Source organism: Salinibacterium sp. SWN1162, assembly GCF_015864675.1.
Taxonomy (GTDB): Bacteria; Actinomycetota; Actinomycetes; order Actinomycetales; family Microbacteriaceae; genus Rhodoglobus.
On sequence record NZ_JADYWT010000001.1, the window covers coordinates 1,517,066 to 1,530,694 of the forward strand.

Below are 13,629 nucleotides of genomic sequence, written 5' to 3' on the forward strand. Positions count from 1 at the left end.
AGCCGTCGTGTTCTATGTTGAACTCGTGAGTGAAGTTTTTAATGCTTCGGCGCTAGCCGCGAAGCTGCCGGGCACGTGGAGTGTCGTGGCGACCAATTTTCCGATGTGGATCGATGGAACTCGGCAAAACCCAGAGTTTACCTACGAGCTGGTAGCGGGCGAGGGACTCACTCTCGACGACACCGTTAGCTTTACGACGCGGGATGGGGAGACGCACACCATCCTCGGTACCGACCAGCTTCAGGGCGATGAGTTCGTGTGGCGAGGTCTCGGCTGGAAGCGAATTCTGACTAGCCGCTGGCAAGTGGTGGGCGCAGACGAGGCGTTCAATACGATCGTGCTGCGATTCTCCCGTTCGCGCTTGACCCCTGCGGGTATCGACATCCTCACGCGTAAAGACCGAGAAAACCCGGCTGTGCGCTCAACTGTTGCCCATGCGACGGACCAGTACGGCCTGACCGCGGAGGACTTCGCGACCCTCACGTGGTTGTCCTAAGCCTGCTGCGCTGATCCCGGGTACCATCGCTGCATGACGACGCTGCAACGAATTCATCAGCTCGTCGTGATGCTCGCTCTGCCAGCGGTGCTCGGTGGTTGCACAGCAGCATCTCCATCTGACGTTGTGCCCAGCCCCACGTTCGCCCCACGCGTCGCAGCCGTTCAGGTCGATCCGGTCGCACAGTACGCGAGAGATCGTCTTTCGACGATGTCGCTGCGCCAGAAAGTACTCAGCCTTCTGATGGTGCACGTCCCGGGCGAGTCTCCCAGCGATCGGATCGATGGCGACCTCCTCGAGGTCGGCGGGTACATTCTGATGGGGGATAACATCCCGAGCAGCCTGGGTGAACTCAAGGCTGACACCGCGGCGCTGAGCTCAGAAGCCGACTTGCCCGTGCTCGTCGCAACCGATCAAGAGGGCGGCATCGTTCGCCGCGTGCCCACGGATGACGCGGCATCGGCATCCGAGCTGCGGTCTAAAGCTCCTGAGGCAACCTTCGACGCATTCGCGGAGCGCGGTGCCCTCTTGCAGTCGGTCGGAGTCTCGGTGAACTTCGGGATTGTCGCCGATATCGCGAGCGACACGTCCAGCTTCATCTACGAGAGATCCTTTGGGGCAACCGGAGCGGATGCCGGGGCTCGCGTTGCTGAAGCGGTGCTGGGCGAGTCGATGGTGCTCTCCACTCTCAAGCACTTTCCGGGTCACGGAGCAGCGCCCGGGGATTCGCACTCGAGCATCCCCACAACGTCGTTGACATTCGACGAGTGGGAAAGAACTCACGCGGTTCCCTTTGACAGTGGCATCGCCGCGGGGGCGCCACTGGTGATGTTCGGGCACTTAGCTTTCACGGCGGTTGATGCGGAGCCTGCCACCTTCTCGACCCGTTGGCACGAAATCTTGCGTGATGATTTGGGGTTCGATGGCATTGCCATCACGGATGACATGGGCATGCTTGAGCGGTCAGGCGTCGCTGAATACTCCGACCAGGTCGCCAACGCGGTGCGGGCGATCGAAGCCGGCAACACGATGCTGCTCTATGTTGGTGCCGTTGATACCGAAGGAATCGTCGCCGCAGTCGCTCGCGCTGTAGACGACGGTGAGCTCGATGAAGCTGTTATTGACGATGCTGCGTTGCGGCTGCTCGAACTGCGACGTGAGCTTTCAGGTCAGACCGGTCGTTTTGTTCGCTGCCTCACGGAATGCTCGGCGCTGGCCAACTAACTACGGTTTTCCACCGTCGCCCACGATCTCTTCGTGAACTCGGCGCACATCTTCCAGCAGCGAACCGATCAAGATCCAGTGCTGCGGATGCGGCGTCAGCACCGTCAAGGGCGCGGTCAGGGTCAAGAGTTCCCGCGTCGGTGGCGCGGCTTCTCGCTCGCTGGGGGAACGGCCACGCAGCCGCAGATCATGCGCGGCGCGTTCGAGTTCGCCGGCGATAGACAGCGCGACGGGGTCGGTCGCGAGATCGTCGTCGTAGCGGTCATGGATGGCCCGTGCCATGCCGAGTGTGCGGGTGACGAGCACCGTGAGCATGGCAAAAAGCTCGCGGTCGCGGTGCAGTTGGCGATGGTGTTTGCTGCGCCGAGGGTTAAGCGTCAGGCTGTCTGTGCCCTTGCGCAGGGCGGCGGCAGCGGCATCCCGGAGTTCTTTGAGATGGCGCGAGTCGGCGAGCAGCACCTTGAGTTCGGCGTCCGTTTTGGGCACACGCAGCGCGGAAGCGAGTGACTCAAGGGCAGCAGCCGTGTGTTTGGTCAGCAACGACACTGCGGTGTGCGCGGGGCTCACGATGACCGGGGCAACGATCGCAAGATTCACGATCAGGCCGATCATGGCTCCGATGATCGTCTCTATGATGCGATCAACGGCGTACTCGGCATTCTGTCCACCGAGCGCAATCACGAGCATCGCGCTGATGGGGATCTGGTTGGCGGATCCCGCACTGAGCTTCAGCAGCCACGCCACCAGAACTGCCAGAACAATCACCATCAAGATGACCCAACTGGAGGTGCCGAAAATCTGCCCGGCGCCGAGCGCTATCACCACACCCGCGACGACACCGATGCTGCGCTCGAGCCCTTTCTCGATTGACTGCGTAACGCTCGGTTGCACAACAAGCAGGGCTGCGATTGCGGCGAAAATTGGCAGCGGTTGCTGCACTACGAACCCCGCGACGAGCCACGCAATGACCGCTGCGACAGATGTTTTGAGCACCTGAAGCAACGGTGAACGACGCGCAATCACCAGCGTCGTTACGAATTTCACTGGGGAGTCTTTGCTTCCGAGATTGCGTCGGCCGCGCGCACGAGGGCCAGATGGCTGAGCGCTTGAGGGGTGTTGCCGGCCTGACGATCATTGGTGGTGTCGTATTCCTCGCTGAGGAGTCCGACATCGTTGGCAAAGCCCACGAGACGATCCATGAGTACCGTTGCGTCGTCAACACGGCCAGAGGAGGCGTATTGTTCTACCAACCAGAACGAGCACGTCAAGAATGGGTTCTCGCCATCGGGCAAACCATCCACGCCGCTCTCGGTGCGGTAACGCAGCACGAGGCCGTCGTGCAGCAGCTCATCTTCGATTGCGGCGACGGTGCCGAGCATCCGCGGATCGTCGGCCTTGAGATAGCCGACCTGAGGCAGCTGCAGCAGTGACGCGTCTACGCCGGTGCCGCCGTAATACTGCGTGTACGTTCCGCGTTCGGCATCCCAACCGTCACGTTCGATCTCTTGACGGATCTCTTCACGGATGCTGATCCAGGTCTCGACGGGACCGTCGAGACCGAACTCTTCTACGGCCGTGATCGCGCAGTCCATCGCAGCCCACAGCATCACGCGGGAATGCGTGAAGTGGCGCTCGGGCCCCCGGATCTCCCAGATGCCGTTGTCGGGGCGGTTCCAGTTGGCTTCGACGTGAGACATCAGAGCGCGCTGAAGCGGCCACGAGAAGTCGTTCTCGTGAACGCCGGAACGACGTGCTGCCTGAAGCGCGATCATGACCTCGCCGAATACATCGCCCTGAAACTGGTCAAACGCGCCGTTGCCCACGCGAACGGGCGATGCCCCTTCGTAGCCGGGCAACGAGGTGAGTTCACGCTCTTCGAGCCAACGCTCGCCCGAAAGGCCGTACATGATTTGAACATCGGCCGGGTCGCCGGCAATAGCGCGCAAAAGCCAGCGGCGCCATGCTTCGGCCTCGGCAACATAGCCGTGGTCAATCAGAACGTGGAGGGTTAGTGCTGCGTCGCGCAACCATACATAGCGGTAATCCCAGTTGCGGGTGCCGCCAAACCATTCGGGCAGGCTTGTCGTTGCGGCGGCAACAATTCCGCCAGTGTCTTCATGAGTGAGCACGCGAAGCACGAGGAGCGAGCGCTTAACAATTTCACGATACTGCTCGGTTGGTTCGCAGTGTGCCGACCAGTTAAGCCACCACTGGCGCGTGGTCTCGAGCACAGCATCCACGTCGACCTCGGCCGGGGGATTGCGGTGCGCGGGATACCACGTCATGGTCAAGTCGCGCACTTCGCCCGCGCTGACAGAAAACTCGCCGCGGTGAGTGTGCTCGGAGGCATGCATCTCAACGCCGCGAGCGACGATCGCATCGGGGCCGGCGACGCCGATAATGGCGTGGCCACCGGATTCGGGTGCCTGATGCAGCCACGGCAAAGCCGTCGCATAGCCAAACCGGATCAGCATTTCAGCGTACATCTCTACCGTGCCACTGATGCCGCGGACTCGACGAATAACATCGGCCCGACGGTTGCCGTGGGGCATGAAGTCGGTAACTTCGACTTCGCCAGTTTCGGTCACCCAGTTGGTGACGAGGATGAAAGTGTTGGGCTGGTACTTGCGCGTGACTGTGACCGTGCTCGGGGCATCCACACTCGCTCGCGGCGCCACAAGCCAGCGGCCATGGTCTTCGTTACCGAGCAGCGCTCCGAACATCGAGGCGGAGTCGAAACGCGGGAAGCAGAGCCAGTCGATGCTCCCGTCTTTTCCGATAAGGGCAGCAGTCTGACAATCGCCGATGAGGGCATAGTCTTCGATAGGTAACGCCATTGGTCAATCATTGCAGCGTCGCGAGTGGACTTCCTGCACTTCGCCGCTTTCGTGCGTCAAATTTAACAAACCATTTTTTGCACCCGGCCCTGAACAGACCCGCTGAGGCGCTATCTACCCGTAGGTGAGTGCCGACCTGAACGGCTTATTCGTTGATGAGGCCCAGCTCGCGCAACTCGATCGCTAGACGGGCACCATCGGGGGCATACCGCCAAGGAACGGATGACTCGCTCTCGCGTTCGGCAATCTTGCTGCGGCCACCGGCGAGCACCGCTTCTCCGTTTGAGAGTTGTCGAATGGCGACCGCGGCGACGTTCTCGGGATGGCTCGCGACGAACTCGCCGTAGATCTCTTCGTCATGTTGCCCGTCGTCGCCGATGAGTAGCCACTTCACGTGCGGGAATTCGGCGGCAAGGCGTCTGAGATTGGCCCGTTTGTGCTCGGCGCCGCTGCGGAACCAGCGATCGTGCGTCGGGCCCCAGTCGGTGAGTAGCATGGCGCCGCGCGGATACAGATTGCGACGGAGGAACCGCGTGAGTGTTGGTGCAACATTCCAGGCGCCGGTCGAAAGATAGACCACGGGAGCGTTGGGGTTAGCCCGCGTGAGGCGGTCGTACAGCACCGCCATGCCAGCTACCGGGCGACGTGCGTGCTCATCGAGCACGAAAGTGTTCCAGGCGGCAAGAAGAGGGCGGGGAAGCGCTGTCACCATGACGGTGTCATCCACATCAGAGATGACTCCAAAGTCTGCGGCGGGATCGACGACAAAGATGTAGGCGGTTGTAGCATCGGCGCCCGCGGAGTCCAGAGTGGCGGTTTGCCAACCGGGATTCATCTCCACATCGATCTGTTCATCGATCACTCCGCCGCGCCCGGGCGTTAATTGGACCTCAGTATTTCCGATCGTCACTGTGACGATTTCAGAGTTCACGGGAATGCTGAAGAAGCTGCGCCAGCCGCGCACGTTTTCTGCGCGCTTTTTTGAGGCTTCTGTTCCCCTAGTGAGCACTACGCGGCACAGTATGCGGGCCCACCCCTCGGCGGCGTAGCTGCTGTACGGGATGATCGTGGTGGTCAGCCCACGCTTGCGGCCGCGGCGTTCACGCCACCGGTGAAACGCATCCTCGATGCGGGCGGCTCGATGAAGAATCTCACCCGCTGCTTGGCCGGGGGAGGTGGACTTGCCGGTTCGAGCCATTACTCCAGCCTAGGCTCCCGCGGGCCCTGCGCGTATTCACGGGGTTTCTGGTCGGCCGCTTAGCGCTGCGGTTCGGCGTGCAACTGTTCACTTAATGTTGCCGAGGCGGCCACCGTAGCCTCGACGAGCAAGCGGTCGCCGCGTGTGCGGGGATCGATCCAGGTAGCGATCGAATCGCGATCGAGAATGACCGGCATCCGGTCGTGGATGTCAGCAAGCGCGCCGGTAGCCTGCTGGGTCAGCATCGTGGTGGTGAGGTGCCATCGCGCTGGATCGTCCGGGTCAGCGGCGGGATCTTTCCACCACGAGTAGAGGCCGGCAAAGTACAAGAGTCCGCTCGGCGGGGTGATGTAGTACGGCACGGGAGTGGGCCCAGATTTCTGAGTCTCGCAGTATCCAATGGCAGGCAGCACGGCGCGCTGATTCACTATCGCGGATCGAAACGTTGGCTTCTCAGTAACGGTTTCACTGCGTGCGTTGAACGTGGGGTACTTGCCGCGCAAGACGGGCGAGAACGGGGGAGTGAGCCACCACTGTGCCAAAGCTGCGCGTGGCACCAGCTCTGAGCTCGGATCGTCGCGGTCGGCCAACGTGGTGAGAAGGATGGGGACGGGATCAGTGGGGCGAACCACTGGCGTCGCGAGCCAGTCTGCTTGCCACTCCTCGGGCGGGCGGCCGGTAGCCGTCACAAACTCGGTGATCATCTGATTCACCGTGTCGTCCATCGCAAATCGACCGCACATATAGCAACTTTACGGGTTACATCCAGAAAAAGTGAGCTTCTACCCAGCGTAGAACAAGCGTTCTAAAGGTTAGGATTGGTCAGACATCGAGAAGGGGGCCATTGTGTCCGCACAAACAACAACCATTGAAATCGCGACTGAACCAGCAGTCTCGCTTCGCAACGAGCCCGTGCAAGCACGCAGCACAGCTCGTCTAACCGCACTACTTGATGCAGCAGCATCCATCGTCGACGAGGTCGGCATTGAGCGACTCACCACCGCTATGGTCGCCGAGCGCGCGGGAGCGTCGATCGGCACCGTATACCGCTACTTCCCCGACCGCATCGTTTTGCTGCAGGCTTTGGGATCACGCAACTTCGAGCGCGTAATGGCTCGTATCACCGAGGCAATCAACGACCCGGCGCATGCAGACTGGCGCTCGGCATTAGCTGTCGCGTTTTCTTCGGTCATCGACACGTACCGCACCGAGCCCGGCTTCCGCGGTCTTCGTGTCGGAGACCAGCTCGATTTGCGCCCGCTGCCCAACGGCCGCACGCACAAGTCGTTAGTCGCCGAGCGAATCGTCGAGGCTCTCGCTGCACGCTTTGGTGTAGAGAATTCTGCAGCGTCACGCTTCACCCTCGAGGCGGGTCTTGAGATGAGCGATGCACTTGTCGCTCGTGCTTTCTTGAGCAACCCGCAGGGTGACGACGAGTTCATCACAGTGAGCACCTCGTACGTTCGTGGTTTCATTGCGGAGAACATCGGCTGGTAGTGAAGTTCGCTCTCTGCGAATTTGCCTGAGTTATACCCAATCGGGAATGACAGCGGCGTCGAATACTGTTTAGCTATTAGTGCTGGCAAGTGTCGATCCGCGTAGAGGCGCGAGGAATGAGCCGAAATTATGATTGAATTTCGTGCAGTAACCAAGCGTTTCCCGGATGGGACCGTGGCCGTCGAAGACTTTAATCTCGTGATTCCGTCACGAAAGATTACGGTCTTCGTCGGGTCATCGGGCAGTGGTAAAACCACGCTGCTCAGGATGATCAACCGGATGGTCGACCCGACTGAAGGCGACATCGAGATCGATGGCGACAGCATTATGGGCAAAGAGCCGGTGGCTCTGCGGCGCAGCATTGGCTACGTCATGCAGAACTCTGGGCTTCTTCCGCACTTCAAAGTGATCGACAACGTCACGACAGTTCCCATGCTCAATGGCGTACCTAAGAAACAGGCGCGTCAGCAAGCTCTCGAGCTGCTCGACACTGTGGGCTTGAGCCGCGAATTGGCGGATCGCTATCCGAGCCAACTCTCGGGTGGGCAGCAGCAGCGCGTCGGGGTGGCACGCGGTCTTGCTGCCAATCCCAACATCCTGCTCATGGATGAGCCATTCGGCGCGGTCGACCCCATTGTGCGCGCGGAGCTGCAGCAGGAGACCATTCGTTTGCAGCACGAGCTCGACAAGACGATCGTTTTCGTCACCCACGACATTGATGAAGCATTCTTGCTTGGTGACCAGGTCGTCATTCTTGAGAAGGGTGCCAAGATCGCTCAGGTCGGCAGCCCGAATGAAATCATGGCGGCGCCGGCCAGCGACTTTGTGGCCAACTTCATCGGCACAGATCGCGGCAAGCGGGCGCTCACCCTCAAGAAGACCGCGAACGGAACCATTCTCGTGGATAGTGAAGGCCGTGGCGCCGGCGTTCTTGTCGGAGGGTCGGAGCACGCGTGACCTGGATCATCAATAATCTTGATTTGATCTGGGGCCTCACGCTCGAACACGTTCGGCTGAGTATCCTGCCGATCGTTCTGGGTTTCCTCATCTCAATACCGCTCGGTTGGCTGGCGTACCGCTTCAAGCTCACTCGCGGAATTTTGTTGACCCTCGCCGGTCTGCTGTACACAATCCCGTCGCTTGCGCTATTCGTAATCCTGCCGCCGCTGTTGGGAATCAGCTTCCTCAGCGAACTGAACATCACTATCGCGCTGACGCTTTATGCCGTTGCGATCATGGCTCGTTCGGTGGCGGATGCTCTGGCTTCCGTTGATCCCGCTATCCGTCAATCGGCTACTGCGGTGGGCTTCGGCGGTTGGCGCCGTTTCTGGACCGTCGACTTTCCGCTCGCTGGCCCGGTGGTACTCGCGGGCCTCCGCGTCGCCGCCGTATCGACGGTGAGTCTTGTGACCGTCGGAATTCTTATCGGCGTGGAAAGCCTCGGCTACCTCTTCACCAACGGATTTCAGCGTCGCATTTTGGAAGAGATCTTTGCGGGCGTCGTCATGACTGTCATCGTGGCGCTCCTGATCGACCGTGCGCTCGTCCTCCTCGGCCGTATGTTGATGCCGTGGGCGACCGTCGCTAAGAAGAAAACTCCGGCTCCCGCGTTGGAAGGAGCGACCGCATGAATCTCCTCGCCGAAGCGGTGCAGTGGCTCTTCTCCGCCGATCGCCTCGTGGGCAGCAACCCGATTGCGTTGCGTCTAGAAGAGCACCTTTTTTATACGTTTTTGTCGGTGATAGTCGCAGCGCTCATCGCTGTGCCGCTGGGGTTCTACATTGGGCACACCGGCAAAGGACGCGATTTTGCGGTGGGGCTGTCCGGCGCTGCCCGGGCTTTGCCGTCGTTCGGTTTGATCCTGCTCCTCGTGCTGTTGATCGGCGTGACCCAGATACAGCTGCAGCTGGCAGCTATCACCGCGTTTGTCTTGCTTGCCATCCCATCGATTTTGGCGGGCGCGTATGCGGGAATAGAGGCAGTAGACCGTCGCGTTATAGATTCCGCACGCGCCGTCGGCATGACGGAGTGGCAAATCCTGTGGAAAGTCGAAGTTCCGCTGGGCCTCCCGTTACTGATTGGAGGCCTGCGCGCTGCGACACTGCAGGTTGTTGCCACCGCAACGCTGGCGGCCTATGTCGGTCTCGGCGGCCTAGGAATCTATATCTTCCGGGGGCTGCCGTTGCAGCGCTACGACGAGATGCTGGGTAGTGCGCTTCTTATCGCTGCGCTCGCCCTGCTTCTCGATGGAATATTTGCGCTCATCCAACAATTCGCGGTTCCCCGCGGAGTTTCGGCTGGGCGTGCTAAAGATGTCCGCACGTCGTCAACTCGACGACGCGCGGTGGCAGTAAAACCTGCCCAAGAAAGAAGAGGATAGAAATGTTCACAGCTAAGAACAAAGGCCGGCTCGCGCTTGGCGCCGCCGCGGTCGGGGTTGCAATTGCCCTGTCAGGGTGTGCAACTGGTGATCCTTTGGACTCCGGATCGAGTGACGAGAACGCCAACAGCGAGACCATCGTTGTCGGCTCGCAGGCTTACTACTCGAACGAAATCATTGCCGAGATCTACTCGCAGGCACTGGAGAACGCCGGCTTCGACGTCGAGCGTCAATTCCAGATCGGTCAGCGCGACGCTTACCTGCCCGCGCTTGAAAGCGGCGAAGTAGACATCATCCCCGAATACACGGGAAACCTTCTTCAGTTCTACAGTGCAGACACAACGGCAACGGCATCTGACGATGTTTACGCCGAACTCGCTGGGGCACTGCCCGATGGTCTCACCGTTCTCGACCAGTCAACGGCTACCGACCAGGACTCCTACAACGTGACTGCTGACTTCGCTGCAGCCAACTCGTTGACGAGCCTCGCCGACCTCGCCGGCGTTGCTGACCTTCAGCTCGGCGGAAACGCAGAGCTCGAAGAGCGCCCCTACGGTCCCGCAGGGCTCAAGGACGTCTACGGCGCGACCGTTGGCTTCACCGCCACGGGCGACACCACCGTTGACGCTCTCGTCGCTGGCACCATCAACATCGCCAACGTCTACAGCGCTGACCCGCGCATCCAGACCGAGAACCTCGTGTCGTTGACCGACCCCGAGGGTCTGTTCTTGGCGTCGAACGTTGTCCCGCTCGTGAACGCCGATATTGCTGACTCGATCGCCGACGTTATCAACGCGGTCAGCGCCAAGCTCACCCCGGAGGGCCTTGTCGCTCTCAACGTGGAAAGCACCGTTGACAAGATGTCATCTGACGACATCGCCACCGCATGGTTGAGTGACAACGGCCTCAGCTAACGCTGGCTGACACACAACACACTGCTGGCTAGTCCAGCGCCGAGGGGCGGATGCGCACGCATCCGCCCCTCGGTCGTTAAGGGCTATTCGCTGTCGTGGTGTTCCATGTGACGCTGTTGCGAACGCTGCAGTAGCTTCTTAGCGATCAGCGTGATGATCGCGATCACCGCGACAAGCCCCACAAAAATGTAGCCCGCGTAGTGAAGCTGGTCGAGCAGCTCTCGGAAGCTTCCAGCCGTGAGCGCTCCGACAGAAACGTAGGCAATCGACCAAATGCTCGTGGCAGGAACGGTCCACGCCATGAAGGTGCGATAACGCATGGTGCTCATGCCCACGGTGACGGGGATGAGGGAGTGCAAAACGGGCAAGAAGCGAGAGATAAAGACCGCGATGCCTCCGCGGCGGCCCAAATAGCGCTCGGCCTGCACCCAGTGCCGTTCACCGATGCGTTTCCCCAGCCGGGAATGCCGAATTTTGGGGCCGAAGAATCGACCGAGAGCGAAACCGACACTTTCGCCAATGAGGGCTCCAACGATGACGGCGGCGACGAGGATGCTGGCCTCGAAGACGCTCCCCACAGCGCTGCTGGCGACCAAGACGACCGTGTCACCCGGTACGAGAAGCCCCACCAAAATGGAGGTTTCCAGCATGATGGCGACGCCAGCTAGAACGGTACGCAGAACGGGGTCGACGGACTGAACAGTGTCGAGAATGTAGCTCAATGCATCGGTGACCCACTGACTAAGGCCGCCTCCGGCAGCGATCGGCTCCGAGCTGAGAGCGAGGTCAACAAGATCCACGCCACGAGCCTAGCGAGTGAAGCCGAAAAGAAACTGGCTAAAGCGGGCGAGCTAAAGCGCCGAGTCGGGTGCGCCATTGTTCGAGGCGCCCGGGCTTCTCGGCAAGGTCGGGGCCCTCAACCCACTTCGAGACAATACGGATGCCGTGCAGCGCATTCACGACCCACACTTCGGTGCCCGCGAGCTCCGCCGGGGTGACCGCTTCTTCATGCGTATCGAGCCCAAGCGCGCGGGCTAAAGTCAGCACGCTGCGGGCGGTAACGCTATCCACTCGTTCGAGCTCGGCCGGCGGACCGCAGAGAATCTCGCCGCGCCACCACAGCACAGCGCTATAGGCACCCTCGATGACGAAGCCCTCATCGGTGAGCAGGATCGCCTCGTCGGCGCCGTGAGCTCGCGCTCCAGACTGCAGCGCGCTCATCGCGTCGATATCGGGGCCTTTCACCGTGGGAGCGGTGCGCGGGTCGTCGCCGTGCAAGCTCACCGCCGTAGCGGAGCGCTTCAATTCGGGGTTCGCGCGCAAGCGCAGAAAAAACTCGGCTCCGCGAAGCTCGACGCGCGGAAACCAAGCGCCGGCGCGGGGGAGAGCCGCGATTGCAGCTGTAAAGAACTTGTCGGCTGTTTCTTGCTTGTCGGCGGGAACGGCATCCAGAAACCGCTGGCGGTGCAGGTTGAGCGCGAGCACTGAGCCCGAGTTCACGAGCCACGAATCGGCGACGGTCATGGGTGTGGTCGACACCTCCTCGGGGGAGATCTCGAGGAGTTTGTCGTTCTGCCACCGGTAAATTGCGTCCGCACTCATAGGCTTAGGGTATGCGCTCTCGCGTCTTGACTTCTGACCTGCCGCGCTGGGTCGACCCCGCGGCCGTGTTCAGCGAACTCATGGCGCAGTACGCGTCAGATGCCGCGGGTGCCGTGTGGCTCGACAGTGGTGTCGCCGCTGATTCGGGGCGCAGTTATCTGGCTATCTCAGCGAAGGCCGTGTTGAGTACCGAGCTCAACGAATCGGTGTTCGACTGGATGCATCGAGAGTGCGCGCCGATCGATGGTGACCACTCGGCGGCACCTCCCGGATTTCGACTCGGCTGGGTCGGCTGGCTCGGGTACGAACTGCGTGCTGAGTCTCTCGGCGTCGCCGTGACCACCCCGGCGGCGACTCCGGATGCCGCATGGCTGTGGGTAGATCGAATGATTGTCTTTGATCACGGGTCTCGCTCGCTCAGCGTGCTCGCGCTCGGCGAGAGCTGGACGGGCGAGCTCGCACAGTGGCGCGACCGCATCGCGGCGCTCGTCGAAGCTGCGGCCACGGCCGCCGTTGTTCCCTCGCAGCCCGCACACTCCGTGCCGCCCCGGCCCCGCGCCTCTACAGCCGTCTGGCGGGACTCCGATTCTGACTATCTCGAGATGATCGCCGCCTGCCAACGCGCGATCGTTGAGGGCGATGCCTACCAGTTGTGCCTCACGACGAGCGTGCACGTCGACCATAGTGACCGGCCAGCCGATCCAGTCGCCACGTATCTCGCTCTGCGGCAGGCAAACCCCAGCCATCACGGCGGCTTCGTGCAGGTTGGTGAGATCTCGCTGCTCAGTTCAACTCCGGAGCAATTTTTGGAGATCGACTCTGCGGGGTTGGTCGAGACGAAACCGATCAAGGGCACCAGAGGCCGCAGCGCCGACGTCACCGAAGATCGAGCATTGGCGGCTGAACTTCTCGCGAGCGACAAAGAGCGCGCTGAAAACCTCATGATTGTCGATCTCATGCGCAACGACCTCGGGCGGGTGTGCGAGGTCGGCTCCGTCACGGTGCCGAACCTATTTGCGGTGGAAAGCTACGCCACCGTGCACCAACTGGTCAGCACCATCCGGGGTCAATTGCGCGGCGAGGTCACTGCCGTGGATGCCATCAAAGCGTCGTTCCCCGCGGGTTCCATGACAGGGGCACCCAAACACTCGGCGACGCTCATCCTCGATTCGCTGGAACGTGCCCCGCGCGGCATCTACTCCGGCGTCTTCGGCTACCTCGGAGTCGACGGTGCTGTAGACCTCGCGATGGTCATCCGATCGATCGTCATGGATGGTCGAGGCTCAACCATCGGAGCCGGCGGAGGTATTACGGCCCTCTCGGTGCCCGAAGAGGAGCTGGCCGAGGTTAAGTTGAAGGCGGCGGCGCTGTTGCGAGTGCTCGGTGCTTCCGCCGACTAAGTGGCCGCGCATCCGCCCGCACGCGTAGTGAACGTTCGGTCTACTGTGGGGCTGTGTACTGTGAGAGACGTCAACTCATAG

Annotated in this window: 14 protein-coding genes; 8 read left to right on the top strand and 6 right to left on the bottom strand. The window is 61.1% G+C overall.

The window, feature by feature from the left end; genetic code table 11:
* Window positions 1-25 precede the first annotated feature (25 nt).
* Both I6E58_RS07170 and I6E58_RS07175 read left to right on the top strand, forming a co-directional pair.
* Complete coding sequence (locus tag I6E58_RS07170) at window positions 26-496, top strand: hypothetical protein (protein WP_307842015.1); 471 nt, start codon at window positions 26-28, stop codon at window positions 494-496.
* 33 nt (window positions 497-529) lie between these two features.
* A complete protein-coding gene (locus tag I6E58_RS07175; RefSeq protein WP_197131776.1) occupies window positions 530-1,720 on the top strand; it encodes a glycoside hydrolase family 3 N-terminal domain-containing protein in 1,191 nt (396 codons plus the stop codon).
* Here the strand turns inward: I6E58_RS07175 and I6E58_RS07180 are convergent, their stop codons facing one another.
* From I6E58_RS07180 to I6E58_RS07195, 4 genes are all read right to left on the bottom strand, one after another.
* Entirely contained in the window at window positions 1,721-2,764 is a 1,044-nt protein-coding gene (locus I6E58_RS07180) for an FUSC family protein (protein WP_197131778.1), read from the bottom strand.
* Window positions 2,761-4,557, bottom strand: coding sequence for a glycoside hydrolase family 15 protein (locus I6E58_RS07185; protein WP_197131780.1), 1,797 nt, complete (start codon window positions 4,555-4,557; stop codon window positions 2,761-2,763). Before I6E58_RS07185 ends, I6E58_RS07180 begins: the two co-directional genes overlap by 4 nt.
* A gap of 145 nt (window positions 4,558-4,702) precedes the next feature.
* The gene (locus tag I6E58_RS07190; protein ID WP_197131781.1) at window positions 4,703-5,755 is read right to left on the bottom strand and encodes an App1 family protein; all 1,053 of its coding nucleotides are present in this window, start codon (window positions 5,753-5,755) and stop codon (window positions 4,703-4,705) included.
* Between the two features lie 59 nt (window positions 5,756-5,814).
* The gene (locus I6E58_RS07195; RefSeq protein WP_197131782.1) at window positions 5,815-6,498 is read right to left on the bottom strand and encodes an SOS response-associated peptidase; all 684 of its coding nucleotides are present in this window, start codon (window positions 6,496-6,498) and stop codon (window positions 5,815-5,817) included.
* 103 nt (window positions 6,499-6,601) lie between these two features.
* On the opposite strand from I6E58_RS07195, the gene I6E58_RS14470 reads away from it, so the two are divergent.
* From I6E58_RS14470 to I6E58_RS07220, 5 genes are all read left to right on the top strand, one after another.
* Window positions 6,602-7,252, top strand: a complete 651-nt coding sequence (locus I6E58_RS14470; RefSeq protein ID WP_197131784.1) for a TetR/AcrR family transcriptional regulator — start codon at window positions 6,602-6,604, stop codon at window positions 7,250-7,252.
* Between the two features lie 129 nt (window positions 7,253-7,381).
* Window positions 7,382-8,209, top strand: a complete 828-nt coding sequence (locus I6E58_RS07205; protein WP_197131786.1) for an ABC transporter ATP-binding protein — start codon at window positions 7,382-7,384, stop codon at window positions 8,207-8,209.
* Window positions 8,206-8,883: an ABC transporter permease gene (locus I6E58_RS07210; RefSeq protein ID WP_129071621.1), complete on the top strand. Its 678-nt coding sequence runs from the start codon at window positions 8,206-8,208 to the stop codon at window positions 8,881-8,883. Before I6E58_RS07205 ends, I6E58_RS07210 begins: the two co-directional genes overlap by 4 nt.
* Entirely contained in the window at window positions 8,880-9,632 is a 753-nt protein-coding gene (locus I6E58_RS07215) for an ABC transporter permease (protein ID WP_197131788.1), read from the top strand. The genes I6E58_RS07210 and I6E58_RS07215 overlap by 4 nt, the downstream gene beginning before the upstream one ends.
* Window positions 9,633-9,634: 2 nt before the next feature.
* Complete coding sequence (locus I6E58_RS07220; RefSeq protein WP_197131790.1) at window positions 9,635-10,546, top strand: ABC transporter substrate-binding protein; 912 nt, start codon at window positions 9,635-9,637, stop codon at window positions 10,544-10,546.
* Window positions 10,547-10,629: 83 nt separating this feature from the next.
* Here the strand turns inward: I6E58_RS07220 and I6E58_RS07225 are convergent, their stop codons facing one another.
* Both I6E58_RS07225 and I6E58_RS07230 read right to left on the bottom strand, forming a co-directional pair.
* Entirely contained in the window at window positions 10,630-11,310 is a 681-nt protein-coding gene (locus I6E58_RS07225; RefSeq protein ID WP_307842074.1) for a DedA family protein, read from the bottom strand.
* Between the two features lie 73 nt (window positions 11,311-11,383).
* The gene (locus I6E58_RS07230) at window positions 11,384-12,148 is read right to left on the bottom strand and encodes an aminotransferase class IV (RefSeq protein WP_197131794.1); all 765 of its coding nucleotides are present in this window, start codon (window positions 12,146-12,148) and stop codon (window positions 11,384-11,386) included.
* 11 nt (window positions 12,149-12,159) lie between these two features.
* Between I6E58_RS07230 and I6E58_RS07235 the strand changes: the two genes are divergently transcribed.
* The gene (locus tag I6E58_RS07235) at window positions 12,160-13,548 is read left to right on the top strand and encodes an anthranilate synthase component I family protein (protein WP_197131796.1); all 1,389 of its coding nucleotides are present in this window, start codon (window positions 12,160-12,162) and stop codon (window positions 13,546-13,548) included.
* Window positions 13,549-13,629: the final 81 nt, after the last annotated feature.

Bases quoted from the DNA above. Each gene is read 5' to 3' on its own strand.
- I6E58_RS07220 (WP_197131790.1), top strand. From the start codon at position 9,635: ATGTTCACAGCTAAGAACAAAGGCCGGCTCGCGCTTGGCGCCGCCGCG.
- I6E58_RS07195 (WP_197131782.1), bottom strand. From the start codon at position 6,498: ATGTGCGGTCGATTTGCGATGGACGACACGGTGAATCAGATGATCACC.
- I6E58_RS07185 (WP_197131780.1), bottom strand. From the start codon at position 4,557: ATGGCGTTACCTATCGAAGACTATGCCCTCATCGGCGATTGTCAGACT.
- I6E58_RS07190 (WP_197131781.1), bottom strand. From the start codon at position 5,755: ATGGCTCGAACCGGCAAGTCCACCTCCCCCGGCCAAGCAGCGGGTGAG.
- I6E58_RS07230 (WP_197131794.1), bottom strand. From the start codon at position 12,148: ATGAGTGCGGACGCAATTTACCGGTGGCAGAACGACAAACTCCTCGAG.
- I6E58_RS07235 (WP_197131796.1), top strand. From the start codon at position 12,160: ATGCGCTCTCGCGTCTTGACTTCTGACCTGCCGCGCTGGGTCGACCCC.
- I6E58_RS07205 (WP_197131786.1), top strand. From the start codon at position 7,382: ATGATTGAATTTCGTGCAGTAACCAAGCGTTTCCCGGATGGGACCGTG.
- I6E58_RS07175 (WP_197131776.1), top strand. From the start codon at position 530: ATGACGACGCTGCAACGAATTCATCAGCTCGTCGTGATGCTCGCTCTG.
- I6E58_RS07215 (WP_197131788.1), top strand. From the start codon at position 8,880: ATGAATCTCCTCGCCGAAGCGGTGCAGTGGCTCTTCTCCGCCGATCGC.